Origin of the sequence: Herbaspirillum lusitanum P6-12 (assembly GCF_000256565.1) — a bacterium.
GTDB classification, from domain to species: domain Bacteria; phylum Pseudomonadota; class Gammaproteobacteria; order Burkholderiales; family Burkholderiaceae_D; genus Herbaspirillum; species Herbaspirillum lusitanum.
The window spans coordinates 1-23,777 of sequence record NZ_AJHH01000253.1 but is presented as its reverse complement, the minus strand read 5'-3'; the positions used below and the strand labels follow the sequence as shown (position 1 = coordinate 23,777).

The window sequence follows — 23,777 nt, the reverse complement described above, 5'->3', positions numbered from 1 at the left end:
TCATGACGATCGCGCCGGCGCCGTCGCCGAACAGGACGCAGGTGGTGCGGTCTTCGAAATTCAGGATGCGCGAAAACACTTCCGCGCCGATCACCAGCACGTTCTTGTGCATGCCGGTCTTGATGAAACTGTCCGCCACCGACATCGCATAGACGAAGCCGCTGCACACCGCCTGCACGTCCATCGCGGCGCCTTTGCCCCGAGTTGCCGGCCGAACCGACCACCGACGTGATGTTGATGATACGGCCGTTGCGCGCCTTCATCATGCCGCGCAAGACTGCACGCGACAGACGCCCGACCGCAGTCAGGTTGGTCGCGATGACATTATCCCACTCTTCGTCTTTCATGCGCATGGCCAACTGGTCTTGCGTGATGCCGGCATTGTTGACGAGGATGGACAGGCCGCCGAATTCTTTTTGCACGTCGTCGATGACGGCGCTGCAGGCGGCGGCGTCATTGACGTTGAGGACGACGCCCTTGCCGCAACCGGGCTGCGCCTGCTCAAGGTATTCGCTGATGGCCGCGGCGCCGGCTGCCGACGTTGCCGTACCGACGACTTTCGCGCCTTGGCGCACCAGCTCCAGCGCGATGGCGCGTCCGATGCCGCGGGAAGCGCCGGTCACCAATGCAGTCTGATTCTGCAGATTCTGCAGGTATTGCGGATTTTGATCACTCACTTCAGCAGCTCCAATACTTTGTCCAGGGATGCCTGGTCAACGATTGCCTCGCCGACCAGTTCGCCGTTGATACGCTTGGTCAAACCGGCCAGCACCTTGCCGGGACCGCATTCAACCACGTGGGTGATGCCTTCCGTCGACATCTTCTGTACGGTCTCGACCCAACGCACGGCGCTGGCCGCCTGACGCACCAGCGCGTCCTTGATGGCGGCGGGATCGTTGACGATGGCGACGTCGACATTATTGATCAGCGGAATCTGCGGCGCGGAAAACGGCACGCCGGCCAGATATTGCTGCAAACGGTCCGAAGCCGGCTTGAGCAGCGACGAATGGAACGGCGCCGAAACCGGCAGCACCAGTGCGCGCTTGGCGCCCTTGGCCTTGGCGATTTCGCAAGCGCGCTCGACAGCGGCCTTGCTGCCGGCGATCACCACTTGCGCGGGAGAATTGTAATTGACGGCTTCGACCACGTCGCCCTGCGCAGCTTCGGCGCAGGCAGCGCGCACGTCGTCATCCGACAAGCCGAGAATCGCCGCCATGCCGCCCTGCCCGACCGGCACGGCTTCCTGCATGGCTTGCGCCCGGAAACGCACCAGCGGTACGGCATCCTTGAACGCGATCACGCCGGCCGCCACGAGTGCGGAATATTCACCGAGGCTGTGACCGGCGACCAGCGCCGGCGCCTTGCCCCCGGCAGCGATCCAGGCGCGGTAAAACGCCACGGCCGCAGTCAGCATGACCGGCTGGGTATTGGTGGTCAGGTCGAGGTCCTCTTTCGGACCTTCGGCGATCAGCTTGCCGAGATCGAACTGCAGCGCGTCGGAGGCTTCCGCAACAGTCGCCTTGACCACTTCATTGTCGGCAAAGCCATTCAGCATCCCGATGGCCTGCGAACCCTGGCCCGGAAAAACAAAAGCAAATGTTGTCATGCTCTATTTTGTCGTTGAAAAATCAGTTCAAAGCCGGCCGCGCCGGCTTACATGCGCGCCAGCACGGCGCCCCAGGTGAAGCCGCCGCCGACGCCTTCCATCATGACGTTCTGGCCCGGCTTGACGCGACCGTCGCGCACCGCCTGGTCCAACGCCAGCGGAATCGAAGCGGCCGATGTATTGCCGTGCTCGTCGACGGTCACCACCATTTTTTCCAGCGGCAGGCCGAGCTTCCTGGCAGTGCCCTGCATGATGCGAATGTTGGCCTGATGCGGAATCAGCCAGTCGACTTCTTTCGCATCCACCTTGGCGATTTCCAGCACTTCGCGCGCCACCTTGTCGAGCACCGACACCGCCAGTTTGAATACTGCCGGGCCGTCCATGTACAAATAGGCATTGCCCGCGACTGCGCCATCATTGACGTTGCCGGGCACGCACAGGATATGGCCGTGGCTGCCGTCGGCATGCAATTTTGCGGCAAGGATACCGGGCTCTTTTGACGCCGTCATGACGATCGCGCCGGCGCCGTCGCCGAACAGGACGCAGGTGGTGCGGTCTTCGAAATTCAGGATGCGCGAAAACACTTCCGCGCCGATCACCAGCACGTTCTTGTGCATGCCGGTCTTGATGAAACTGTCCGCCACCGACATCGCATAGACGAAGCCGCTGCACACCGCCTGCACGTCCATCGCGGCGCCGCCGTTGTTGATGCCGAGCTTGCGCTGCACGACACAGGCCGTGCTCGGGAAGCCGCCCAGATGATCCGGCGTCGATGTCGCCAGGATGATCAGATCGATGTCATTGGCCTGCAAACCGGCTGCTTCCAGCGCGCGCTGCGAGGCTGCCACGGCGAGGTCGCTCGACAGCACGTCGGCTTCGGCGTAATGGCGCGCGGAAATGCCGCTGCGCGAAAAAATCCATTCGTCGGAAGTCTCGATGCCCTTCTTTGCAAGCTGCTGCGCCAACTCGTCGTTGGTCACACGCTTGGGTGGCAGGTAACTGCCGGTGCCGACAATTTTGCTATAAAGAGTCATACCGTTTTCTGTTCTGTTAGATCGGTTGATGATGTGATTGCATTCACGCGCTCGACTGCGCCTTCCGCCTGTGGAATCAGTTCGGCGATAGTGGTCGTGATGCGCGACAGCACGTCATATTTGGCCGCATCGTAAGCGCGCTGAATGGCCCACTCGAAAGCATACGCATCGGCGCCGCCATGACTCTTGAACACCAGGCCGCGCAAACCGAGCAGGCTGGCGCCATTGTAGCGGGATGGATTGAGGCGGCGCGACAGGGCCTTGATGGCGCCATAGGCGATCAGGGCGCCGAGCTTGTTGAAGAAGCCTTTTTTGAATTCGGTCGTGAGCACGATCTTGACGAAACGACCCAGGCCCTCGGAGGCCTTCAGCGTGACGTTGCCGACAAAACCGTCGCACACCACGATGTCGGTGGTGCCTTCGAAGATGTCGTTGCCTTCGACGTTGCCGTAGAAATTGATCAGGCCTTTTTCGTGATCCGCGTGGAGCAGTTCGGCGGTCTGCTTGACCACCTCATTGCCCTTGATTTCTTCTTCACCGACGTTGAGCAGACCGACCGTAGGACGTGGCTTGCCTTCCATGGCCGACACCAGCGCAGAACCCATCAGCGCGAACTGATGCAAATGCTGCGGCTCGCAATCGACGTTGGCGCCGAGGTCGAGCATGTAGGTCGGACCGTCTTTTTGATTGGGAAGAATCGTGCATATCGCGGGACGATCGACGCCCGGGATGGTTTTCAGCACATAGCGCGAGACCGCCATCAGTGCGCCGGTATTGCCGGCGGAGACGGCAGCGCTGGCCCGCCCTTCCTTGACCAGGTTGATCGCGACGCGCATGGACGAATCCTTTTTGCGGCGCAGGGCGACCTCGATCGAATCGTCCATGGTGACGACTTCGGCGGCGTGCTGAACGTGCAGACGTGAAATGTTGCCTTGCTTGTGCTTGCGCAAGGCGGCACGCAGCGCTTCCTCCTGACCGACCAGTATCAACTCGGCGTCAGGCTCGCGCTGCAAAAACGAAATGGCGGCTGGGATAGTGACTGAAGGGCCGTGATCGCCGCCCATGCAGTCAATGGAAATTTTGATGGTCATTGTTTTGATTCAGAGCCTTGCCAACCCGCATTATGGGGCAGATTTGGCGCGATTCAAAATGACGCGCTAAGCTGAAGCAGCATATAAAAAGCGGCGCCAATTGAAAAATTCATTGCGCCGCATTCCGCCTTAACAGCAATTTCCGATTACTCGTCGTTCTTGGTCTTCAGGACCTTGCGACCACGGTAGAAACCGTTCGGGCTGATGTGGTGACGCAGGTGCGTTTCACCAGTTGTCGGCTCGACTGCCAGCGGTGGCGCTGTCAGGAAATCGTGTGCACGATGCATACCGCGCTTCGATGGGGTCTTTTTGTTTTGCTGAACAGCCATGATAACTCCTGAATCTTAAGTTCTAAAATTTTAACATATCCGGCCAGCAAACTCACTGCCCAACCGAGAATCCTTACATCCATCCGGCAGAAAAAACCCGCCGCCTGCTTTTACTGCTTCAAATTCTTGAGTACCGAGAACGGCGATACTTTCTCGGTCGCCGCCGCTTCCGCCCCGGAGCCAGGCAAGGCCTGCGCAGGGCAGGATTCATGCTTGGGCGCCACCGGCAAGGCAAGCAATGCCTCGTCCTCTACGAGATAACCGACATTGAATTCGGCCTCGCCGACGATCACGTCAATCGACTCATCGTTGAGCAATTCTTCAATGGCGTCGGCAGATTCTTCATCCTTGGCCAATACCAGCACCGACTCGGACGACACCGTGAAAGGCATCGCAGTCAGGCACCGCTGGCACACCAGATTGACCTGGCCGGAGACGGAAAGCTTCAATTGCGGATGACCGACCTTGTCGGCGCCGCCGCTCAGCGACCATTTGAGAACGCCGGCGCGATCGGCCGTTTCGCCCGCCAGGCGCGCCATATCGGCCACCGCGAGCTCGCCCTCGGCCTGCTCCTTGAGCCGACTAAATTCAAATGCGTCGATCACAAAAGCACTCATGGCGAAAGCTGAATCCGGAAAACCTGCGATAATAACAGCGTTTTCCCTTATTCGTCAAAGTGTTAGCGTATTTTTCGCGAACACTGCCACCTTGCTGTCGCATAATGCCCAAAACTCCCGCCCTGCCCCGCCTCATCCTGGCCTCCAGCTCGATCTACCGGCGCGAACTCCTGTCCCGGCTGCAACTTCCCTTCGAGGTGATTGCGCCCGACATCGATGAAACCCCGGCGGCAGGCGAAAGCCCGGAGGCCACCGCATTACGCCTGGCGCGCTGGAAAGGCGATGCCGTCGCGCAGCGCCATCCAGACGCGCTGATCATCAGCTCGGACCAGGTCGCCACGCTCGACGGCGAACAAATCGGCAAACCCGGCAATCACGCCAATGCCATGAAGCAACTTATCAAAATGCGCGGCCGCCGCGTAATTTTCCATACGGCGCTATGCCTGTCGGATCACCGCAATCCCGAGGCTCCGGTCATTCAGATCGAAAATATCCAGACCTTCGTCACCTTCCGCGATCTGCCGGACGCCGAGCTGGACGCCTACCTGCGCATCGAACAACCCTATGACTGTGCCGGCAGCGCCAAGAACGAAGGCCTGGGAATCGCCATCCTGGAAAGGATCGACAGCACCGACCCGACCGCCCTCACCGGATTGCCGATGATTGCGTTGACAGGCATGCTGCGCAAGGCGGGCATGCCGTTTTTTGGCGTTGCCGCCTCCGGCGTTATTTGCCGACGATCACCAGGGTTTCCGCCTTCTTCTGCTTCAACAGCTCTTCCAGATTAGTACGAGCCGCAAGCGCGCCCAAGCCGCTCAAGACTTGCGGCGCGGATATCCCTCGGCGGTGATGCGTATCCAGACCGCATCTTTTTCTTCCTCGGTCATGAACACCCAATGCGCGACTTCCGACACGGTGCGGCCGCAACCGCGGCATACATCGTCAAAAGTGGTGGAGCAGACGGCGACACAAGGGGTATCGGGACGTTCGGGAGGACTGTGGGACATGGATATCTTTACAAGGACTGCGTGGGGCTTGCCGACATCTTACCAAGAAGCACGAAAGCATTCCCGGCGCACAAATTTCAGGACAAAAAAAAGCCCGCGAACCTGAGGTTGCGGGCTGAATCCAATCTTCTTAAGGAGGAGAATTGGAGGAGACAGGTGCAACTATAGCGACACGCCCTCTCCTCGTCTGCTTTATTGTTCCAATAGCAGATATTCACAAATGAAATAACTCACCCCCTCAAGCCGGCACTTGCACCACCGGCGCCAGCGACACCGTGGGCGTAGGCGGCTTGTCCTTGCGCTGGCAGGCGGCGGCCAGCACGGCAATGGCGACGACGGCAATCAGAACGGCATGGCGCATGGCGATCTCCTGTTTGGGTGTTGGTGCGAACCCTCTCCATTCCTAGATTTTAGACGCCTCTCGTCCAAATGGTTCGGGAGCTTAAAACCTCGCTACGAAGCCACCACACGCAAACCGCCGCGCGCACGCGCCAGATTGTTCACGTACAACGCCGCCACCATGTCCGATTGCGTCACCATGCCTGCCAGCCGACGCTCGTCGTCAATCACCGGGATCTGGTGCACACCCTCGTCCGCCATCAGCGGCACCAGCTGGACGATGGGCAGATGCACCGAGGCCGTCTTCACCGACTTGCTCATGATCTGCCCGACCACTTCCGCCTTGGCCGAATGCGTATGCGGGGTGCGTTGCAGGAAGGAACGCAACTTGTCGCCCAGTTTTTCATAATCGTGGGTGCCGGCATGCTGGAGGAAATCCGTCTTGGTCACGATGCCGATCACGCGACGCGCACGATCCACACGCGCGCATCTGCCGCCAAGCCTCGGCCAGCTCGGTCGAAAACTCAACCGAGACAACATCGCTGGACATGATGTCAGCGCACACGGTCTCGCCGAAACGACGCCGGTAGGCTTCCATCTCGGTTTGCTGAAGGATTTCCTCAAGGTCGTCGCGGCTGATGTCGAGCACCTGGTTGTAGCGGCGCAGTACCGCATCCAGGTCTTCATGCGTGAAACCCAGTCGCGCGCTCGGCGCGACGTCATGAGTCTGGTGCACGTTGTTGCGATGCTCGCTCTGCTGCGCGTGCGGATAGCGGCGGCGCGTCGCATTGTTGAAAAACAGCGCCATCGCCAGCAACAAAAAGGAATTGAGCAGCACCGGCGACAACACGAAGCCATAACCCATCCCATGCACCGCCGGCCCGCCCAGCACCGCCGTCAACGCCACCGCACCGCTGGGTGGATGAATGCAGCGCAACGCAAACATGCAGGCTATCGCCAGCGCAATGGCCAGCGCCGCCGCCAGCGCCGGCTCGCCGATCAGTTTGGCGCACGTCACGCCGACCAGCGCCGCCACCAGATTGCCGCCGATGATCGACCACGGCTGCGCCAGCGGGCTGGACGGGACCGCGAACAGCAACACGGCGGAGGCACCCATGGGTGCGATCAACCAAATCGCGGCCGCGTTGTGCGGCAGAATCAGATAGCTCAGCAAACCCGTCAGCAGGATCCCGAACAGCGCTCCGGCGCTGGCGCGCATGCGCTCGAAGCGATCCACCGCGGTTTTTTGCGGAATGAAACTTCTCAACCATTGCAGGATAGAATCGCGCATGCCAACCTATTTCAGAATAACGTCAATCCGCAATTACATCACAAGATGATATATCTTGCCATTTTCCGATTTATTTATTCGTTTATTCGCAGCACCTGACCTTCGCCAATGAAAACACCCGCACGCCTGCAAAAAGACGACTTCGAAGCGCTTTCGGAATTCCGCTATCAGTTGCGCCGCTTCATCCGCTTCAGCGAGGACGCCGCGCAAAGCGAAGGGCTGACGCCGCTGCAATACCTGTTGATGCTGCATATCAAGGGGTTTCCCGGACGCGACTGGGCCAGCATCAGCGAACTCGCCGAGCGCTTGCAGTCTCAGCATCATGGCACGGTGGCGCTGGTGACGCGCTGCGAAAAAGCGGGATTGGTGACGCGTACCCAGGACGATAAAGACAAGCGCCTGGTCCAGGTGCGGCTGACGGAAACCGGTGAACAATACCTGCATCGCCTGGCGCAATTGCATCGCAACGAATTGCATTCGCTATCGAGCGTATTTCAGGTTTCGCACATCTCGGCCTTCAACGACCGCGATTGAAGTCCCTGCAACAAAATCAGCCGGCCCGTTCGACGCGGTTGCGCCCCTTGTGCTTGGCGGCGTAGAGCGCTACGTCGGCCTGCCGGATCAACTGATCGAGACTTTCCCCCGTACCCAGCGCGGTGACGCCAAAACTGGCAGTGATGCCAATCTCGCGACCGTCATCGAGCGCAAATGCCTGCGTCGCCAGCATCACGCGCAATTTCTCCGCGACTGCAATGCCCTGTTCCAGATCCGCCTCGGGCAGCAAGATGATGAACTCCTCGCCGCCGTAGCGCGCGAACACATCCATCTTGCGCAACAACTGGGCGATCTTCTGCACGGCATTGCGCAGGATATCGTCGCCGACAAGGTGGCCGTAATTGTCGTTGAAGCGCTTGAAGTGGTCGATGTCGAGCAGCACCAGCGTCAGGTTGCGCCCGTAGCGCTGCGCAATCGCGAGTTGCTGCTCGCTGTGCGCAAAGAAGGCGCGGCGGTTCAGCACGCCAGTCAGGAAATCGGTATTGGACGACAGTTGCAACTGCTCGATCAGCGTTTCCCGCTCACCGGCCAGGCTGATGCGCTCCAGGCTGCGCGCCTTGAGCACATGCAATGCGCGCAGCATGTCGCCGATTTCATCTTTGTGACGCGCTTGCGGGATCGGCGCGTCGTGATTTCCTTCGGCCAGTCCGACCACCAGTTGCGTCGCCTTCAAGACCGGCCGCAGTACGCGCTGACGCACCAGGTACAGCAACAGGAAAAAGAAAATGAAGGCGAACAATGTCATCGTGATCGCACCGATCAACAGATTGAACGCCTGGCGGTGGCGGATTTCCGCCTCGCGGATCAGGTCAACCAGGATCGCATCGCGCAGCCGCAGAATCGAACCCATGGGCGGAACATAGCGCGCTGCCAGTTCGGCCGTGTTGACTTCGTATGAACCGGACAGCAGGCCGGTCTGCAGCAAGCCGTCGAGGAAGGGAAAACCCTGTCCGAAATACTGGGTGTCGAGATCGGACAGCGCCGTGCGGAACGCCGGGTTGTCCTTGTAGGCGCGCATCTGGATGTCGAGCAAGGTGCGCAACTGCTCGATGCGACCGTAGAGCTTGCCGATTTCGATCACTTCGTTTTTGGTCAGCGGACGCCGCATGATGACCGGCGCGGTGAATTTGGAACCGACCTGGCCGGCGTATTCGCGCAAGCTGGCCGCCACCCGCATGCCGGTCAGGCCGTCCAGCACCTCCGGATCGGCCTGGATGGCGATGCTCGACAAATCGGCTACCGACGACACCAGCATGGGAATCAGCGCGACCATGCCGTCGACCGCCTCGGTGATTTCGCGCGACGAGCGCTGCCACTTGACCAGTCCGACCTGCTGATCGACGCGATCGCGCGCCGGCCCCAGCGCCTGGCGCACCGCCTCGATCTTGCGGATCGCCGGCGCATAGCGGACGTCGGCCTCCAGGCGCAAACTGTCGAGCACGCGGAACAGCGCCTCATCGCTATTCCGCCGCGCCTCGTCGAGCCGCTTGCGCAACGCCGGCAAGGCATCGCCCTCACCGCCCATGAGGGCATTCGATGGTCCGCGTTCGATCGAGACCTTTTCCATCGCCAGCATCGTCAGTTGCACCACGCGCACGGCGTCGACACTGCGCGCACCACGCCGGTAGGCTTCCCACTCGATCAGCACGATGCGCGCGGCGAGCACGGAAAACAGCAGCATCAGCGCGACGGAGACAAGCCAGAACAGGCGATTCAGCGACATTGAGAACCCCGGATGCCCATGACGATTCAGCCGGGCACATTAATTATTATCAAGAATGCAATGAAACCCGCCGTGATACCGTGATAATCAGGCAGATTGATGACAGGAAACGGACCTGCTGATCGACGCGATCGCGCGCCGGCCCCAGCGCCTGGCGCACCGCCTCGATCTTGCGGATCGCCGGCGCATAGCGGACGTCGGCCTCCAGGCGCAAACTGTCGAGCACGCGGAACAGCGCCTCATCGCTATTCCGCCGCGCCTCGTCGAGCCGCTTGCGCAACGCCGGCAAGGCATCGCCCTCACCGCCCATGAGGGCATTCGATGGTCCGCGTTCGATCGAGACCTTTTCCATCGCCAGCATCGTCAGTTGCACCACGCGCACGGCGTCGACACTGCGCGCACCACGCCGGTAGGCTTCCCACTCGATCAGCACGATGCGCGCGGCGAGCACGGAAAACAGCAGCATCAGCGCGACGGAGACAAGCCAGAACAGGCGATTCAGCGACATTGAGAACCCCGGATGCCCATGACGATTCAGCCGGGCACATTAATTATTATCAAGAATGCAATGAAACCCGCCGTGATACCGTGATAATCAGGCAGATTGATGACAGGAACATGGAGCGGGCGTTTGTGCTTGATTCTGGCGGAGAGGGTGGGATTCGAACCCACGGTACGATTTAACGTACGCCTGATTTCGAGTCAGGTACATTCGACCACTCTGCCACCTCTCCGGTTAACTTAGTCGAATTGCTTACCCTGGGGCAGCAAAGCGAAAGATTATAGCAGAACCAATTTGAAGATGGAAAGAGCCTTCCTTATAAATCTTCAAATATTTTCCTCGCGCGCCATCGAAAATAATTTACGCATCATCATCTTGTCATAAATCTTCTCTACGATCAGGTGTTGCCCGGCGCTCGTGCGCATTGGGCAAGCAGTTTGGCACGCTTCCGGCATGCCATCGGCACTCTTTCTCATCTCTACTGCTGGACCCACTGGACCTGACATGGCCCCATTCGCCTCACATGACTTCGACCACCATGTTCCGCCCTTGCCTGTCATCTTGGGCGAGCCGGACAATGCCCAGCCGGCGTCCGAACAGCAAGAGTCACAACTGCTGTCGCATTTGCACGAAATCATTGCCCAGCGCAGCCTGACGGCGCTGTTCCAGCCCATCATCCGCATGCGCAGCGGCGAGATCGTCGGCTACGAAGGCCTGATTCGCGGCCCCTCCAACAGCCCGCTGCATTCGCCGCTGAACCTGTTCAAGGTCGCGCGTGCCAACAAGCTGTCCGTCCAGGTCGAACATCTGTGCCGCCACATCGTCATGGCGCAGTTCGCCCAATCCGGCCTGCCGGGCAACCTGTTCCTCAACGTCAGCCCGGGTGCGCTGGTGCAGCCCGAAGCGATCCAGGGCGAGACCCTGCGCCATCTCGAAAAACTTGGCATCAATCCTCAGCGCATCATCATCGAACTGACCGAGAACGAACCGACCTACGATTACACGCTGCTGCGCAACGCCGCCATGCATTACCGCAACATGGGTTTCCAGATCGCCATCGACGATCTCGGCGAAGGCTTCTCCAGCCTGCGCCTGTGGTCCGAGCTGCAGCCGGAATACGTCAAGGTCGACATGCACTTCATCCAGGGCATCAACAACGACCCGATGAAATTGCAGTTCGTGCGCTCGATCCAGGAGATCGCCGAAAAGTCCGGCTCCATCGTCATCGCCGAAGGCATCGAAACCCAGGCCGAACTGCTGACCATCCGCGACCTCGGCATCGCCTGCGGCCAGGGTTATCACATCGCCCGCCCGCATGCCAATCCGAAGACCGTGGTCGGCGACGATATCAGCAAGGTCCTGCGCCGCGACAAGGTGCCGCTGGCGGCGCAAAAATATGGTCCCGGCAAGAAGAGCACCACCGTTTTCAAGCTGCTGCGCGAAAGCCTGTACGTCGCGCCCGATGTATCCAACGACAAGGTCTACAACCTGTTCGTCAACGATCCGCAATTGCAGGCGCTGCCGGTGGTGAGCAACGGTATCCCGGTCGGCCTGATCAACCGCTACAGCATGGTCGAGCGCTTCGCCCGCCTGTACGGCCGCGAGTTGTACGGCAAGAAGTCCTGCACCTTCTTCATGGATCCCAATCCGCTGCTGACCGAACAGGACACCAGCCTGCAAGATCTCAGCCATATCCTGGTCCAGGCCGAATCGCATCACTTGTCGAACGGCTTCATCATCGTCGACCAGGGCCAGTACGTCGGCATGGGCACCGGCCACGACCTGCTGCGCGAAATCACGCAAATGCAGATCGAAGCGGCGCGCTACGCCAATCCGCTGACGCAATTGCCGGGCAACGTGCCGATCAACGAACACATCGAATTCCTGCTGCAAAGCGGTGTCGAGTTTTGCATCTGCTACTGCGACCTCGACAACTTCAAGCCCTTCAACGACGTCTACGGCTATCGCAAGGGCGACGACATGATCCAGCTGACCGGCCGCACCCTGAGCCAGTTCTGCGACACGCAGCTGGACTTCATCGGCCACATCGGCGGCGACGATTTCCTGATCATGTTCCAGAGCGAAGACTGGGAACATCGCTGCAAGGCGATGCTGGAAGCGTTCGCGGTCGCCTCGCAAAGCTTTTACTATGTCGAAGACAAGGAACGCGGCGGCTACTACAGCGAAGATCGCCAGGGCAACCGCGTGCTGCATCCGCTGGTGAGCCTGTCGCTGGGCGCGGTAAAAATCGAACCCTCGCAATACTCATCACCACACCAGATCGCCTCGGCGGCGACGAAGGCCAAGAAGCAGGCCAAGAAGACGCCGGGCAACAGCCTCTTCATCGAGCGGCGCGTGCCGGCAACTTTCTCATGGGCAATGTAAACGATCTCAAATAGCCACGACGGCACATGAAAAATGGCTGATGCCCCTGCGGACATCAGCCATTTTTCATGGTGCGGCGTGGATTGCCTGGATTGCGCGGCTTACGGCGCCAGCTTTTCCAGTCCGCCCATGTACGGACGCAACACCTCCGGAATCGTCACGCTGCCATCGGCCTGCTGGCCGTTTTCCAGCACCGCCACCAAGGTGCGACCGACCGCCAGGCCGGAGCCGTTGAGCGTGTGCACCAGTTCCGGCTTGCCTTGGGAATTGCGGAAACGCGCCTGCATGCGACGCGCCTGGAAGGCTTCACAGTTCGACACCGACGAGATTTCACGGTAAGTGTTCTGCGCCGGCAGCCAGACTTCGATGTCGAAGGTCTTGGCTGCGCCGAAGCCCATGTCGCCGGTGCACAGCGTGATCACGCGGTATGGCAGGCCGAGCTTCTTGAGGATGTTTTCGGCGTGGCCGAGCATCTCGTCCAGCGCTTCGTAGGATTTTTCCGGATGCACGATCTGGACCATTTCGACCTTGTCGAACTGATGCTGACGAATCATGCCGCGCGTGTCGCGGCCGTAGCTGCCGGCTTCCGAACGGAAGCACGGCGAATGCGCAGTCATCTTCAGCGGCAGCGTGTCGCCGGCCACGATCTCGTCGCGCACCAGGTTGGTCAACGGCACCTCGGCGGTCGGGATCAGGTAGAGCGCAGCGTTGTCGCTGGAGTCGCCCTCTTGTCCGCCCTTCTTGGCCGCAAACAGATCGGCTTCGAACTTCGGCAACTGGCCGGTGCCGCGCAGCGAATCGGCGTTGACGATGTAAGGCGTGTAGCACTCGGTGTAGCCGTGCTCCAGCGTGTGCGTGTCGAGCATGAATTGCGCGAGCGCACGATGCAGGCGGGCGATGCCGCCCTTCATGACGGCGAAGCGCGAACCGGTGAGCTTGGTGGCGACATCGAAGTCGAGGCCGAGCGCGGCGCCGACGTCGACGTGGTCCTTGACCTCAAAATCGAAGGTGCGCGGCGTGCCGACCTTGCGCAGTTCGACGTTGCCGCTTTCATCGGCGCCGGCCGGCACGGATTCGTGCGGCAAGTTCGGCAGGGTCAGCAGGAAGTCGCTCAGTTGCACCTGCACTTCTTCCAGGCGTGCGGCGGATGCCTTGAGTTCATCGCCGATGCCGGACACTTCCGCCATCACCGCCGAGGCGTCTTCGCCCTTGCCCTTGAGCATGCCGACCTGCTTGGACAGGCTGTTGCGCTTGCCCTGCAATTCTTCAGTGCGGGTCTGGATCTGCTTGCGCTCGCCTTCGAGTGCATTGAAAGCGGCGACATCAAGCTGGAATTTGCGCGCGGCCAGACGGGCGGCGACATTGTCGATGTCTTTACGAAGAAGTTGGATGTCGATCATGGAGTGCCAGATAAGTAAATGCGGTGAATACGGTGAATTCGGTAAAGATGAGATTGTACCAAGGACATTGACCATCCTCGCCGGCTGCCGGCTCAACGAACAAAAAATGCGCGAAAAATAGCGTGGCCTGCGGCCAACGGCACACGTGCTTGCGTTACCATTGCCGCCAATGTTCAGGACCACCACAGGAACCCGCCATGTCCGACAAACCCTCCCAGCCGCCCTTGATCGCCTACCTGATCGGCTTTGCCCTGTCCGCCTGCTGCGCCATCTGGGCCGGTTCGCAATTCGCCCTGACCGGTTCGAGTATCGGCTACGGCGTGCTGACCGGGCTGGCTTTCGGCGCCATGTTCGCCTTCGGGCAACGCGTCAAGAACCGCCTGTTCCCGACGCCTGAATCAACCAAATGGAAGATCAACGCCGGCCCCAGCGCCGCCGATCTGCGTCCGGCCAAGCGCGCCGCAGCGCGCGCCAAACCGGTGACGGTGGCGTTCGACGATGAATTCATCAAGACCGCCCGCGCCGGCGCCGAACTGGAAAGCATCGCCTGGCAAGACGTCGAGCGCATCGTCATCACCATCGGCGACGATTTCCTGCCGATGCCCTACTGGATGCTCGCCACCGCCAAAGGCGGCATCCGCCTGCCCAACGACACGCCGGGGCTGGAAAGCCTGATGGAAGAGTTCAAGGTGAAATTGCCGGGCTACGACAACGACGCCACCTATGCTGCAGTGATTGCGGCGATGGGGGCAATGGAGGGCGTGTTCGAGGTGTGGAAAAAAACCGTTTGAATCTGCCGGCGCAATGCGGTCTATGCATTGCCGCCCGGGTCAATCCTTGTTGTTCTTCTTGTACTCGCGATCAAGCTCGCGCAGATGCGCCATCTTGTCGCCGATCTTGGCCTCGAGCCCGCGCGGCACCGGCTGGTACCAGTGCGGATCGGGAATGCCGTCCGGCAGATAGGTCTCGCCGGCGGCATAGCCTTCCGGCTCGTCATGGGCGTAACGATACAGCTTGCCGTAACCCAGTTGCTTCATGAGCTTGGTCGGCGCATTGCGCAAGTGCTCCGGCACGCCGCGCGACTTGTCCTTGGCGACGAAGGCGCGGGCCTGGTTGTAGGCCATGTAGCCGGCGTTGCTCTTGGCCGCAATCGCCAGATAAATCACCGCCTGCGCCAACGCCAGTTCGCCTTCCGGCGAACCGAGGCGCTCATACGTCGCGGCGGCGTCGTTGGCGATCGTCATGGCGCGCGGATCGGCCAGGCCGATGTCTTCCCACGCCATGCGCACGATGCGGCGCGCCAGGTAACGCGGATCGGTGCCGCCGTCGAGCATGCGCGTGAGCCAGTACAAGGCGCCGTCGGGACTGGAGCCGCGCACCGACTTATGCAGCGCTGAAATCTGGTCGTAGAAGGCGTCGCCTCCCTTGTCGAAACGACGCAGCGCATCGCCCAGGCATTCCGCCAGCAGTTCCGTGCCGACGATGGCGACGCTCTTCGCCTGAGCGGCGCGCGCCACGATTTCCAGGTTGTTGAGCAGCTTGCGGCCGTCGCCGTCGGCACTGGCGATCAGCATTTCCCTGGCTTCGGGTACGAATTGGAGGCCGTCGAGTTCGTCGCGGCAGGCGCGATCGATCAGCGCGCCGAGATCTTCCTCCGTCAGCGACTTGAGCACATACACGGCCGCGCGCGACAGCAGCGCGCCGTTGACTTCAAACGAGGGGTTTTCAGTCGTCGCGCCGATGAAGGTGAACAGGCCGCTTTCCACGTGCGGCAGGAAAGCGTCCTGCTGGCTCTTGTTGAAGCGATGCACTTCATCGACGAACAGGATGGTGCGGCGGCCGGAATTGGCGCGGATCACTTCCGCGCGCTCGACCGCTTCGCGGATGTCCTTGACGCCCGACAGCACCGCCGACAGCGCGATGAATTCGGCATTGAAACTGTCCGCCATGATGCGCGCCAGCGTGGTCTTGCCGACACCCGGCGGTCCCCACAGGATCATCGAATGCGGCTCGCCCGATTCGAACGCCACGCGCAGCGGTTTGCCCGCGCCGAGCAGATGCTGCTGGCCGATGACATCGTCAAAGGAGTGCGGTCGGAGGCGTTCGGCTAACGGCGCGGAATTCATGGAGCGGTCAAATTGGGGAATTAAAATGGATTGCCAGTCTAACCGATCCGGCAGCGGGCTATCGGTCCGAATGCTAGAATCCTGCCGGGCTTGCGAAGATAGAACGGAAACAGGATGGAAACAGGACTGGTTGCCGGGCAAGCTGTCTATCCGCAGCTTGCCATTTTGCTTACGTTACTCATCATTCGGCGCGCGACCGGCGCGTTCTGCTCATGCCCTTTGTCGTCACCGATTCCTGCATCGCCTGCAAATACACCGACTGCGTCAGCGTCTGCCCGATGGATTGTTTTGTCGAAGGCCCGAACTTCCTGGCCATCGATCCGGATGGCTGCATCGATTGCTCGATGTGCGTACCGGAATGCCCGGTCGGCGCCATCTACAACGAAACCGACCTGCCCGAAGGCCTGCGCCATTTCACCGAACTGAACGCAAAACTGGCCAAGCACCCGGGCTGGAAGCCGATCACCCAGGCCCAGGCGCCAATGCCCGACCACGCCCAATGGCGCGAGGTCGAAGGCAAGATCGACATGCTCAAGACCTCGATCTGACCCTCGTCGTTATTCGTTACTCGTCGTTACGTCGCTTGTTTATTGATTGAAAACGTCGGCGCCCTTGGGCACGACGAAGGTGAAGCTGGTCGCCTTCAAGGGCGGATTCTTCTCGAAGTTGGTGAACGACAGCAGCGAAGTCTGCCCGAACGAATCGCGCAACTCCATCGCATGCGGCACGCCGTCCTTCAAGGCGATGCCGATCCGGTCAAAGGTCGTGTCCTTGGTCTTGGGCGTGGCTTCCAGCCATTCCATGCCATCCTTGGTGCCGCCTTCTTTCAGCGTGAAATTCTTTTCCAGGTCGTTGCTGCCGAACAGGATGGCGGCCGGCGATGAACCGAGCGCATTGCCCAGCTTCTTGGTGGTGACCTGGTTCAGGTCCTTGTCGTAAATGAACAGCTTGTCGCCATCGGCCTGCAAGACTTGCTCATACGGCTTCTGGTAAGTCCAGATGAACTTGCCCGGACGTGAAAACACGAAGCTGCCGCTCGACGTATTCGACACCTTGACAGTGCCGCTGTCGGTCTTGACCAGGCGCTGCACGAACTCGCCCTTGGCCGATTGCGTGGACGCCACGAACTGCTTGAACTGCTCCAGCGCGCTCGCCGCTGCCTGCGCCGAGAACAGCGCAGCGCTCAGGCCGATTGCTGCCGCCACTCCGGCGACACGCCATTTGTTCAGAAGAGGTGATGCCTGTATTTTTATTTGCATAGTATTGACGTCTTTACTCCGTGGTATTTCCTGCCGGCACGAGGATTTCCCGGTTGCCGTTCGATTGCATGGTCGACACCAGACCGCTTTGTTCCATCTGCTCCAGCAGACGCGCAGCGCGGTTGTAGCCTATGCGCAAATGACGCTGCACCAGGGAAATCGAGGCCCGGCGGTTTTTCAGCACGACCGCGACGGCCTGATCATAGAGTTCATCGCCTTCGCCGCCGCCCGCAGCGCCGCCGACTGCACCATCGGCATCTTCGGCAACGCCTCCTTCTAGGATGCCCTCGATGTAATTCGGTTCCCCCTGCTCTTTCAGGTGATCCACCACGCGATGGACTTCTTCATCGGAGACGAAGGCGCCGTGCACGCGGATCGGCAAGCCGGTGCCCGGCGGCATGTACAGCATGTCGCCCATGCCGAGCAGCGCTTCCGCCCCCATCTGGTCGAGAATCGTGCGCGAGTCGATCTTGCTGCTGACCTGGAAGGCAATCCGCGTCGGCACGTTGGCCTTGATCAGGCCGGTGATGACATCGACCGAAGGCCGCTGCGTCGCCAGGATCAGATGGATGCCCGCGGCGCGCGCCTTTTGTGCGATACGCGCGATCAGTTCTTCCACCTTCTTGCCGACCACCATCATCAGGTCGGCCAGCTCGTCGATGATGATGACGATGGTTTCGAGCTGTTCCAGCGGCTCCGGCGCATCCGGGGTCAGGCTGAACGGATTCGGGATTTTCTCGCCGCGCTTGTCGGCATCGATGATCTTCTGGTTGTAGCCGGCCAGGTTGCGCACGCCCAGTTTGGACATGCGCTTGTAGCGGCGTTCCATCTCGGCCACGGCCCAGTTCAGCGCATGGCCGGCCTGGCGCATGTCGGTCACGACCGGCGCCAGCAGGTGCGGGATGCCTTCATAAATTGATAATTCCAGCATCTTCGGATCGATCAGGATCAGGCGCACCTGTTTCGGCGTCGACTTGTACAGCAGCGACAGGATAGTGGCGTTGATGCCGACCGATTTACCCGAGCCCGTCGTACCCGCGACCAGCAAGTGCGGCATCTTGGCGAGATCGGCCACCACCGGGTTGCCGGCAATGTCCTTGCCGAGTGCGATGGTCAGGCTGGAATGGCTGTCGTTGTAAACCTTGGAGCTGAGGATCTCGGTCAGGCGCACGATCTGGCGCTTGGGATTGGGCAGCTCCAGGCCCATGTAATTCTTGCCCTGGATGACTTCCACCACGCGAATCGAGGTCAGCGACAGCGAACGCGCGAGGTCGCGTGCGAGGCCGACGATCTGGCTGCCCTTGACGCCGGTGGCCGGTTCGATTTCATAACGCGTAATCACCGGGCCGGGATAAGCGGCGACCACTTTGACTTCGACGCCGAAGTCGGACAGTTTCTTCTCGATCAGGCGGCTGGTGAATTCCAGCGTTTCCACGGAAACAGTCTGCTGCGCCGGCGGCGCTTCGTCGAGCAAGGACAGCGGCGGCAGGCTCGAGTCGATATCCTGGAACAGGCTGGTCTGGCGCTCCTTCTCGATGCGTTCCGACCTGGGCACAGCAACCACTTGCGGTTCGATGCGGATTGGCGGCGCTTCGTCGATCTTGGCGCGCTCCTGCACCACGACTTCTTCACGCTTGACGGCGGCAACATGGCCGACCTTGCGGTCTTCGCGCGCCGAGTAGAAATTGCGGATCCAGAAAATGCCGTCTTCAATCGCACCGCCGATGCGTTCAACCGCAGCCAGCCACGAGACGTGGAAGAACAGGCTGAAGCCCAGCCCGAACAACAGCAACAGCAATAATGTAGCACCGGTGAAACCCAGCGAGGTCTGTGCCGCGCTGCCGATCATTTCACCCAGCACGCCGCCCGGCGCCCGCGGCATCGGCGCTTTCATGGTGTACATGCGCATGTATTCGATGCCGAGGCTGCCGGCCAGCAGGAACACGAAACCGATGGCGCGGATCAGGCCTTCCTGGTGATGTTCGGGTTCTGCCTCTTTCTGCACCAGGAAACGATTGGCGAGGCGGCGATAGCTGCGCCAGATCGAATGGCCCAGCAGCACGCACCACCACCAGGTCGACATGCCGAAGATGTACAGCATCAGGTCAGCCATCCAGGCGCCCACGCGGCCGCCCCAGTTATGCAGGTGCGGCACGGAATTGGCCACCGACCAGCCCGGATCGCTGCGCGAATAGGTCAGCAGGATCAACGTCAGATACACCAGCAAGGTCGCCATGGCCAGCCAGCGCGCTTCGTACAGGAGGCGCACCAGCCGGCTCGGCAGCTGAGGAGTTTCGGCGGCTTTGGTATTGCGGGTATAGGCTTGGCTGGTCTTGGTCATAACTCTTTATCTGGCGCGCCTGCGGGGCGCATTTAACTCAGGCGACATTGTAACGGCGATTGCCGGGCAGAAAAACCGAACGCGGAAATCGGCGGTGAATCCAGGCCGATCGCAAGGCAGATCGCAGCGCAGACGGCCCTATTGATCGGATAGCGTAATTCCATCGGCCGGTCTGGCGCTTCGTCTATAATCTTAACCGTTTTGCAGCGCAATATAGGATAAACGGCAACATAAGCCGCCGTCGCAGGCAACGCCGTCGACAATCCTTTCGCCTGCATTGAAATCCGGCAGTCCGGCATCATTTTCCTTCTATGCCGCTGCGCCCCGCTTCTGTTCAGTTCATTAAGAGTATTTTATGACCACGCCCAAACACGCCAAGGTTTTGATTCTCGGTTCCGGCCCCGCCGGCTACAGCGCTGCCGTCTACGCGGCCCGCGCCAACCTCAATCCGGTGCTGATCACCGGCGTCGAGCAAGGCGGCCAGCTGATGACCACCACCGACGTCGAGAACTGGCCCGGCGATCCGATGGGCGTGCAAGGCCCGGAACTGATGCAGCGCCTGCTGCAGCATGCCGAGCGTTTCAACACGGAAATCATTTTTGATCATATCCACACGACCAGGTTGTCGGAACGGCCATTCCGCCTGATCGGCGACTCCGGCGAATACACCTGCGACGCGCTGATCATCGCCACCGGCGCTTCGGCGCAATACCTCGGCCTGCCTTCGGAAGAAGCCTTCATGGGCAAGGGCGTGTCGGCCTGCGCCACCTGCGACGGCTTTTTCTATCGCGGCAAGGAAGTCGCCGTGGTCGGCGGCGGCAACACCGCGGTCGAAGAAGCGCTGTACCTGTCCAACATCGCCAGCAAGGTCACCATCATCCATCGCCGCGACAAGTTCCGCGCCGAACCTATCCTGATTGATCGCCTGCTGCACAAGGTTACCGAAGGCAAGATCGACATCAAGTGGCACCACACACTCGACGAAGTTGTCGGCGACGAAAGCGGCGTGACCGGCATCAAGATCAAGTCGACCCAGGACGGCAGCGTCACGCCGATCACCCTGCACGGCCTGTTCATCGCCATCGGCCACAAGCCGAACACCGGCATCTTCGAGGGCCAGCTGGACATGCACAACGGCTACATCAAGACCCGCACCGGCCTGGAAGGCTTCGCCACCGCCACCAGCATCGACGGCGTGTTCGCCGCCGGCGACGTGCAGGATCACGTCTATCGCCAGGCCATCACCAGCGCCGGCACCGGCTGCATGGCTGCGCTGGATTCCCAGCGCTATCTGGAAGGCCTGGAGTAATTAGCTCAGATTGTCATCCTCAGCCCTCCCTCTTCATCGCGGGAGGGCTTTTTCAATTTTCACCGGTGCGCGATCATGGCGACTATCAAGGATTTTTCGGCGCTCAAGTCATTGCGCAAGGATCTCAAGGCGCAGGAAGAAGCGCGCCTCGCCGCCGAACGCCAGCGCCTGGAAGATGAAAAGCGCCTGCGCACCGAAGCCGATATCTTCCGCAGCAGCGTCGGCAAGATAGCGCCGCTGCGCAGCAACGAAAAAGCCGCCCTGTTCCCGCCGCAACCCTTGCCGATCGCGCGCCACCACATCGCCGACGAACAAGCCGCGCTGATGGAATCGCTGTCCGACGAATTCACCTTCGACACCCTGCTCGACACCGACGAAAACCTCAGCTTCGCGCGTCCCGGCGTGGGCAGCGACGTGCTCAGCAAATTGCGGCGCGGCCATTGGACAATCCAGAACCAGCTCGACCTGCACGGCTTGCGTCGCGACGAAGCCCGCGAAGCGCTCGGCGAATTCCTGCGCCAGTCGCGTCGGCGCGGATTGCGCTGCGTGCGCATCATCCACGGCAAAGGACTGGGCTCGGTCAACAAGGAGCCGGTGCTGAAACAGAAAGTGCGCAACTGGCTGGCGCAGAAGGAAGAAGTGGTCGCCTTTTGCCAGGCGCAACCCGCCGACGGCGGCTCGGGTGCGCTGATCGTGCTGTTGCAATCGAGCGCGCCCGCCGGCCGCTAGATTCGCTAGAGCCGCTAACGAATTTTCAGTATTTCAGCCAGCCAGTCGACAAACACGCGCACGCGCGGCGACAGATGGCGGTTGTGCGAGTACACGATCGCCACCGGCAACGGCGGCGGCTTGAACTCCGGCAACACTTCTTCGATCACGCCCTGCGCCAGCAAGTCCTCGGCGCCCAGCAAAGGCGCCTGCACCAATCCCAGCCCCGCCAGGCAACACGCCATGTAAGCTTCCGAGCTCGCGACCGATACCTGGCCGCGCAGCTTCAGTGTCTTCAGCTCGCCGTTCTGCATGTATTCCCAAGGCAGCTCGCGGCCGGTGCGGCTGGAAAAATAATTGATCATTGTGTGCTGCTCCAGCTCGGCCAGCGTACGCGGCCGGCCATGGCGATCGAGATAGGCCTTCGAGGCGCAAGTGATCTGTTCCATCGCGCCGATGCCGCGCGCAATCAGCGTCGAATCGCTGAGGATGCCGACGCGCACCACACAGTCGACGCCTTCGCCGATCAGGTCGACGAAGCGGTCGCTGGCGTTGAGCTTGACGCGAATGTCGGGGTAGCGCGCGAAAAATTCCGGCAGGCGCGGAATCACGTTCCTGTGCGCCAGCCGCTCTGGCAAATCGACGCGCACCACGCCTTGCGGCTGCTCGTTGTCGAACAGATTCTCGACATCCTGGAATTCCGCCAGCAAACGCTGGCAGCGCTCAAGGTAAGCCGCGCCGTCGTCGGTCAGCGTGACCTTGCGCGTAGTCCGTTGCAACAGGCGCACGCCGACGCGTTTTTCCACCGCCTGGATGGCGTTGGTCACCGTCGCCGCCGGCAAACCCATCTGCTCGGCAGTCTTGCTGAAGCTGCCCAGCTCGGCGACGCGCACGAATACTTCCATTGCCTGCAAGCGATCCATAATAATTATTAATATTCGAATAAAGAAATCATTTTAACGCCATTTATTCGAAATTCAATAAGTCCAATAATACCGTCCATGCGCCAAAGAACGGCTGCTGTCGCCTAACTCCGACAGGCACCGATACGCCCCTCATTTTCGATTGGAAGGAATCATCATGGAACACCGCATACTCGGCCGCAACGGCCTGTCTTCGTCGGCTCTCGGCCTCGGCTGCATGGGCATGTCCGATCTGTACGGCCCGGCAGATGAACAAGCCGGCATCGCCACCATCCACGCCGCGCTGGACGCCGGCGTCACACTGCTCGACACCGGCGACTTCTACGGCATGGGACACAACGAAATGCTGATCCGCGAGGCATTGCGCGGAGCAGGCAGCAAGGGCGGAAACAGTCGCGACAAGGTCCAACTGAGCGTGAAATTCGGCGCCATGCGCGACGCCGGCGGCAACTGGGTCGGCATGGACAACCGCCCGGCGGCCGTCAAGAACTTCCTGGCCTATACGCTGCGTCGTCTCGGCACCGACCATATCGACATCTATCGTCCGGCGCGCCTCGATCCGTCCGTACCGATCGAAGACACCGTCGGCGCTATTGCCGAAGAAATCAAGGCCGGCCGCGTGCGTCATATCGGCTTGTCGGAAGTCGGCGCAGACACCTTGCGCCGTGCTCATGCCGTGCATCCGATCACCGATTTGCAGATCGAATATTCGCTGATCTCGCGCGGCATCGAAAAGGACATCCTGCCGACCTGCCGCGAACTGGGCATCGGCATCACGGCCTACGGCGTGCTGTCGCGCGGCCTGATCAGCGGCCACTGGGATCCGTCGCGCCAACTGGCGGCGAACGACTTCCGCAGCCACAGTCCGCGCTTCTCGGGCGACAACCTGGCGCATAACCTGTCGCTGATCGACGTGCTGCGCAGCGTCGCCGCCGACAAGCAAGCGACACCCGCGCAGGTCGCAATTGCGTGGGTGCTGGCGCAAGGCAGCGACATCGTGCCGCTGGTCGGCGCACGTCGCCCGGAACGCCTGGCCGAGTCGCTGGGCGCCCTCAAGCTCACCTTGACCGCTCAGGACCTGGCGCGCATCGAAGAAGCCATTCCGGCCGATGCGGCGGCGGGCGATCGCTATGCCGCGCATGCGATGGCGCATCTGGACAGCGAGAAGTAGGCTATCGCTCTACGCCTCACCCGGCCGCTCAAAACAAATTGAACTGGCCGGACGGCGACCT

The 23,777-nt window shown here is 60.8% G+C and carries 24 protein-coding genes, 1 tRNA gene and 3 pseudogenes; 8 read left to right on the top strand and 20 right to left on the bottom strand.

Going from position 1 to position 23,777, the window contains the following annotated elements; all coding sequences use genetic code 11:
• The 7 genes and pseudogenes from HLUSI_RS31425 to HLUSI_RS0108320 form a co-directional block, all read right to left on the bottom strand.
• Positions 1-145, bottom strand: a pseudogene (locus HLUSI_RS31425) (3-oxoacyl-ACP synthase); the annotation flags it as partial.
• 19 nt (positions 146-164) lie between these two features.
• A pseudogene (locus tag HLUSI_RS27655) lies at positions 165-677 on the bottom strand (SDR family NAD(P)-dependent oxidoreductase); the annotation flags it as partial.
• Positions 674-1,606 carry an ACP S-malonyltransferase gene (gene fabD / locus HLUSI_RS0108340; protein WP_016833539.1) on the bottom strand — a complete coding sequence of 311 codons (933 nt, stop codon included), beginning with the start codon at positions 1,604-1,606 and terminating at the stop codon, positions 674-676. The pseudogene HLUSI_RS27655 and the gene fabD, both read right to left, overlap by 4 nt.
• Positions 1,607-1,653: 47 nt before the next feature.
• Positions 1,654-2,640, bottom strand: a complete 987-nt coding sequence (locus tag HLUSI_RS0108335) for a beta-ketoacyl-ACP synthase III (protein ID WP_016833538.1) — start codon at positions 2,638-2,640, stop codon at positions 1,654-1,656.
• Positions 2,637-3,731 (bottom strand): phosphate acyltransferase PlsX, encoded by a 1,095-nt coding sequence (gene plsX, locus HLUSI_RS0108330; RefSeq protein ID WP_016833537.1) that lies wholly within the window; start codon positions 3,729-3,731, stop codon positions 2,637-2,639. The genes HLUSI_RS0108335 and plsX overlap by 4 nt, the downstream gene beginning before the upstream one ends.
• A 146-nt stretch (positions 3,732-3,877) precedes the next feature.
• On the bottom strand, positions 3,878-4,060 hold the full coding sequence (gene rpmF, locus HLUSI_RS0108325; RefSeq protein ID WP_006463510.1) for a 50S ribosomal protein L32: 183 nt from the start codon (positions 4,058-4,060) through the stop codon (positions 3,878-3,880).
• Between the two features lie 110 nt (positions 4,061-4,170).
• Positions 4,171-4,677 (bottom strand): YceD family protein, encoded by a 507-nt coding sequence (locus HLUSI_RS0108320; RefSeq protein WP_016833536.1) that lies wholly within the window; start codon positions 4,675-4,677, stop codon positions 4,171-4,173.
• 104 nt (positions 4,678-4,781) lie between these two features.
• Between HLUSI_RS0108320 and HLUSI_RS0108315 the strand changes: the two genes are divergently transcribed.
• A complete protein-coding gene (locus HLUSI_RS0108315) occupies positions 4,782-5,465 on the top strand; it encodes a Maf-like protein (RefSeq protein WP_016833535.1) in 684 nt (227 codons plus the stop codon).
• A 27-nt stretch (positions 5,466-5,492) separates the two neighbouring features.
• Here HLUSI_RS0108315 and HLUSI_RS31420 read toward each other — a convergent pair whose 3' ends face one another.
• The 3 genes and pseudogenes from HLUSI_RS31420 to HLUSI_RS27650 all read right to left on the bottom strand — a co-directional run bounded on the left by HLUSI_RS31420 (position 5,493) and on the right by HLUSI_RS27650 (position 7,314).
• Complete coding sequence (locus HLUSI_RS31420) at positions 5,493-5,684, bottom strand: DUF1289 domain-containing protein (RefSeq protein ID WP_029363286.1); 192 nt, start codon at positions 5,682-5,684, stop codon at positions 5,493-5,495.
• A gap of 238 nt (positions 5,685-5,922) precedes the next feature.
• The gene (locus HLUSI_RS34625) at positions 5,923-6,045 is read right to left on the bottom strand and encodes a hypothetical protein (RefSeq protein ID WP_016833533.1); all 123 of its coding nucleotides are present in this window, start codon (positions 6,043-6,045) and stop codon (positions 5,923-5,925) included.
• A gap of 92 nt (positions 6,046-6,137) precedes the next feature.
• Positions 6,138-7,314 (bottom strand): annotated as a pseudogene (locus HLUSI_RS27650) (HPP family protein).
• Between the two features lie 108 nt (positions 7,315-7,422).
• On the opposite strand from HLUSI_RS27650, the gene HLUSI_RS0108295 reads away from it, so the two are divergent.
• Positions 7,423-7,848, top strand: a complete 426-nt coding sequence (locus HLUSI_RS0108295; protein ID WP_016833532.1) for a MarR family winged helix-turn-helix transcriptional regulator — start codon at positions 7,423-7,425, stop codon at positions 7,846-7,848.
• Between the two features lie 16 nt (positions 7,849-7,864).
• Here HLUSI_RS0108295 and HLUSI_RS0108290 read toward each other — a convergent pair whose 3' ends face one another.
• From HLUSI_RS0108290 to HLUSI_RS33255, 4 genes are all read right to left on the bottom strand, one after another.
• Positions 7,865-9,592: a GGDEF domain-containing protein gene (locus HLUSI_RS0108290; RefSeq protein ID WP_016833531.1), complete on the bottom strand. Its 1,728-nt coding sequence runs from the start codon at positions 9,590-9,592 to the stop codon at positions 7,865-7,867.
• 49 nt (positions 9,593-9,641) lie between these two features.
• Entirely contained in the window at positions 9,642-10,100 is a 459-nt protein-coding gene (locus HLUSI_RS0108285) for a hypothetical protein (protein ID WP_016833530.1), read from the bottom strand.
• Between the two features lie 136 nt (positions 10,101-10,236).
• Positions 10,237-10,326, bottom strand: a tRNA-Ser gene (locus HLUSI_RS0108280).
• A 94-nt stretch (positions 10,327-10,420) separates the two neighbouring features.
• Positions 10,421-10,570 carry a hypothetical protein gene (locus tag HLUSI_RS33255; RefSeq protein ID WP_016833529.1) on the bottom strand — a complete coding sequence of 50 codons (150 nt, stop codon included), beginning with the start codon at positions 10,568-10,570 and terminating at the stop codon, positions 10,421-10,423.
• 28 nt (positions 10,571-10,598) lie between these two features.
• Here HLUSI_RS33255 and HLUSI_RS0108270 point away from each other — a divergent pair, with 28 nt between their 5' ends.
• Positions 10,599-12,479, top strand: a complete 1,881-nt coding sequence (locus HLUSI_RS0108270) for an EAL domain-containing protein (RefSeq protein WP_040503276.1) — start codon at positions 10,599-10,601, stop codon at positions 12,477-12,479.
• Positions 12,480-12,580: 101 nt separating this feature from the next.
• Here the strand turns inward: HLUSI_RS0108270 and serS are convergent, their stop codons facing one another.
• Positions 12,581-13,879, bottom strand: coding sequence for a serine--tRNA ligase (gene serS / locus HLUSI_RS0108265; RefSeq protein WP_016833525.1), 1,299 nt, complete (start codon positions 13,877-13,879; stop codon positions 12,581-12,583).
• Between the two features lie 197 nt (positions 13,880-14,076).
• On the opposite strand from serS, the gene HLUSI_RS0108260 reads away from it, so the two are divergent.
• The gene (locus HLUSI_RS0108260; RefSeq protein ID WP_016833523.1) at positions 14,077-14,670 is read left to right on the top strand and encodes a hypothetical protein; all 594 of its coding nucleotides are present in this window, start codon (positions 14,077-14,079) and stop codon (positions 14,668-14,670) included.
• A 39-nt stretch (positions 14,671-14,709) separates the two neighbouring features.
• Here the strand turns inward: HLUSI_RS0108260 and HLUSI_RS0108255 are convergent, their stop codons facing one another.
• Positions 14,710-16,005: a replication-associated recombination protein A gene (locus HLUSI_RS0108255; protein ID WP_016833522.1), complete on the bottom strand. Its 1,296-nt coding sequence runs from the start codon at positions 16,003-16,005 to the stop codon at positions 14,710-14,712.
• A 212-nt stretch (positions 16,006-16,217) separates the two neighbouring features.
• On the opposite strand from HLUSI_RS0108255, the gene fdxA reads away from it, so the two are divergent.
• The gene (gene fdxA / locus HLUSI_RS0108250) at positions 16,218-16,553 is read left to right on the top strand and encodes a ferredoxin FdxA (RefSeq protein ID WP_016833521.1); all 336 of its coding nucleotides are present in this window, start codon (positions 16,218-16,220) and stop codon (positions 16,551-16,553) included.
• Between the two features lie 39 nt (positions 16,554-16,592).
• Here fdxA and lolA read toward each other — a convergent pair whose 3' ends face one another.
• From lolA to HLUSI_RS32505, 3 genes are read right to left on the bottom strand one after another with little or no spacing between them, the layout of a single operon-like run.
• Entirely contained in the window at positions 16,593-17,264 is a 672-nt protein-coding gene (lolA, locus tag HLUSI_RS0108245) for an outer membrane lipoprotein chaperone LolA (protein ID WP_029363284.1), read from the bottom strand.
• Between the two features lie 13 nt (positions 17,265-17,277).
• The gene (locus HLUSI_RS0108240) at positions 17,278-19,605 is read right to left on the bottom strand and encodes a DNA translocase FtsK (RefSeq protein ID WP_016833519.1); all 2,328 of its coding nucleotides are present in this window, start codon (positions 19,603-19,605) and stop codon (positions 17,278-17,280) included.
• A gap of 32 nt (positions 19,606-19,637) precedes the next feature.
• Positions 19,638-19,907, bottom strand: a complete 270-nt coding sequence (locus HLUSI_RS32505; RefSeq protein WP_157137787.1) for a hypothetical protein — start codon at positions 19,905-19,907, stop codon at positions 19,638-19,640.
• A 53-nt stretch (positions 19,908-19,960) separates the two neighbouring features.
• On the opposite strand from HLUSI_RS32505, the gene trxB reads away from it, so the two are divergent.
• Positions 19,961-20,914, top strand: a complete 954-nt coding sequence (gene trxB, locus HLUSI_RS0108235; protein ID WP_016833518.1) for a thioredoxin-disulfide reductase — start codon at positions 19,961-19,963, stop codon at positions 20,912-20,914.
• Between the two features lie 75 nt (positions 20,915-20,989).
• The gene (locus tag HLUSI_RS0108230) at positions 20,990-21,643 is read left to right on the top strand and encodes a Smr/MutS family protein (protein ID WP_016833517.1); all 654 of its coding nucleotides are present in this window, start codon (positions 20,990-20,992) and stop codon (positions 21,641-21,643) included.
• Between the two features lie 14 nt (positions 21,644-21,657).
• Here the strand turns inward: HLUSI_RS0108230 and HLUSI_RS0108225 are convergent, their stop codons facing one another.
• A complete protein-coding gene (locus HLUSI_RS0108225) occupies positions 21,658-22,545 on the bottom strand; it encodes a LysR family transcriptional regulator (RefSeq protein ID WP_016833516.1) in 888 nt (295 codons plus the stop codon).
• A gap of 157 nt (positions 22,546-22,702) precedes the next feature.
• On the opposite strand from HLUSI_RS0108225, the gene HLUSI_RS0108220 reads away from it, so the two are divergent.
• A complete protein-coding gene (locus tag HLUSI_RS0108220; protein ID WP_016833515.1) occupies positions 22,703-23,716 on the top strand; it encodes an aldo/keto reductase in 1,014 nt (337 codons plus the stop codon).
• Positions 23,717-23,777 lie beyond the last annotated feature (61 nt).

Bases quoted from the DNA above. Each gene is read 5' to 3' on its own strand.
- HLUSI_RS0108270 (WP_040503276.1), top strand. From the start codon at position 10,599: ATGGCCCCATTCGCCTCACATGACTTCGACCACCATGTTCCGCCCTTG.
- HLUSI_RS0108260 (WP_016833523.1), top strand. From the start codon at position 14,077: ATGTCCGACAAACCCTCCCAGCCGCCCTTGATCGCCTACCTGATCGGC.
- serS (WP_016833525.1), bottom strand. From the start codon at position 13,879: ATGATCGACATCCAACTTCTTCGTAAAGACATCGACAATGTCGCCGCC.
- fabD (WP_016833539.1), bottom strand. From the start codon at position 1,606: ATGACAACATTTGCTTTTGTTTTTCCGGGCCAGGGTTCGCAGGCCATC.
- HLUSI_RS0108240 (WP_016833519.1), bottom strand. From the start codon at position 19,605: ATGACCAAGACCAGCCAAGCCTATACCCGCAATACCAAAGCCGCCGAA.
- fdxA (WP_016833521.1), top strand. From the start codon at position 16,218: ATGCCCTTTGTCGTCACCGATTCCTGCATCGCCTGCAAATACACCGAC.
- HLUSI_RS33255 (WP_016833529.1), bottom strand. From the start codon at position 10,570: ATGAGAAAGAGTGCCGATGGCATGCCGGAAGCGTGCCAAACTGCTTGC.
- HLUSI_RS0108255 (WP_016833522.1), bottom strand. From the start codon at position 16,005: ATGAATTCCGCGCCGTTAGCCGAACGCCTCCGACCGCACTCCTTTGAC.
- HLUSI_RS32505 (WP_157137787.1), bottom strand. From the start codon at position 19,907: ATGATGCCGGACTGCCGGATTTCAATGCAGGCGAAAGGATTGTCGACG.
- HLUSI_RS0108320 (WP_016833536.1), bottom strand. From the start codon at position 4,677: ATGAGTGCTTTTGTGATCGACGCATTTGAATTTAGTCGGCTCAAGGAG.
- HLUSI_RS0108225 (WP_016833516.1), bottom strand. From the start codon at position 22,545: ATGGATCGCTTGCAGGCAATGGAAGTATTCGTGCGCGTCGCCGAGCTG.
- HLUSI_RS0108295 (WP_016833532.1), top strand. From the start codon at position 7,423: ATGAAAACACCCGCACGCCTGCAAAAAGACGACTTCGAAGCGCTTTCG.
- HLUSI_RS0108315 (WP_016833535.1), top strand. From the start codon at position 4,782: ATGCCCAAAACTCCCGCCCTGCCCCGCCTCATCCTGGCCTCCAGCTCG.
- HLUSI_RS0108290 (WP_016833531.1), bottom strand. From the start codon at position 9,592: ATGTCGCTGAATCGCCTGTTCTGGCTTGTCTCCGTCGCGCTGATGCTG.
- HLUSI_RS0108285 (WP_016833530.1), bottom strand. From the start codon at position 10,100: ATGTCGCTGAATCGCCTGTTCTGGCTTGTCTCCGTCGCGCTGATGCTG.
- plsX (WP_016833537.1), bottom strand. From the start codon at position 3,731: ATGACCATCAAAATTTCCATTGACTGCATGGGCGGCGATCACGGCCCT.
- HLUSI_RS0108335 (WP_016833538.1), bottom strand. From the start codon at position 2,640: ATGACTCTTTATAGCAAAATTGTCGGCACCGGCAGTTACCTGCCACCC.
- rpmF (WP_006463510.1), bottom strand. From the start codon at position 4,060: ATGGCTGTTCAGCAAAACAAAAAGACCCCATCGAAGCGCGGTATGCAT.
- HLUSI_RS0108230 (WP_016833517.1), top strand. From the start codon at position 20,990: ATGGCGACTATCAAGGATTTTTCGGCGCTCAAGTCATTGCGCAAGGAT.
- HLUSI_RS0108220 (WP_016833515.1), top strand. From the start codon at position 22,703: ATGGAACACCGCATACTCGGCCGCAACGGCCTGTCTTCGTCGGCTCTC.
- HLUSI_RS31420 (WP_029363286.1), bottom strand. From the start codon at position 5,684: ATGTCCCACAGTCCTCCCGAACGTCCCGATACCCCTTGTGTCGCCGTC.
- HLUSI_RS34625 (WP_016833533.1), bottom strand. From the start codon at position 6,045: ATGCGCCATGCCGTTCTGATTGCCGTCGTCGCCATTGCCGTGCTGGCC.
- lolA (WP_029363284.1), bottom strand. From the start codon at position 17,264: ATGCAAATAAAAATACAGGCATCACCTCTTCTGAACAAATGGCGTGTC.
- trxB (WP_016833518.1), top strand. From the start codon at position 19,961: ATGACCACGCCCAAACACGCCAAGGTTTTGATTCTCGGTTCCGGCCCC.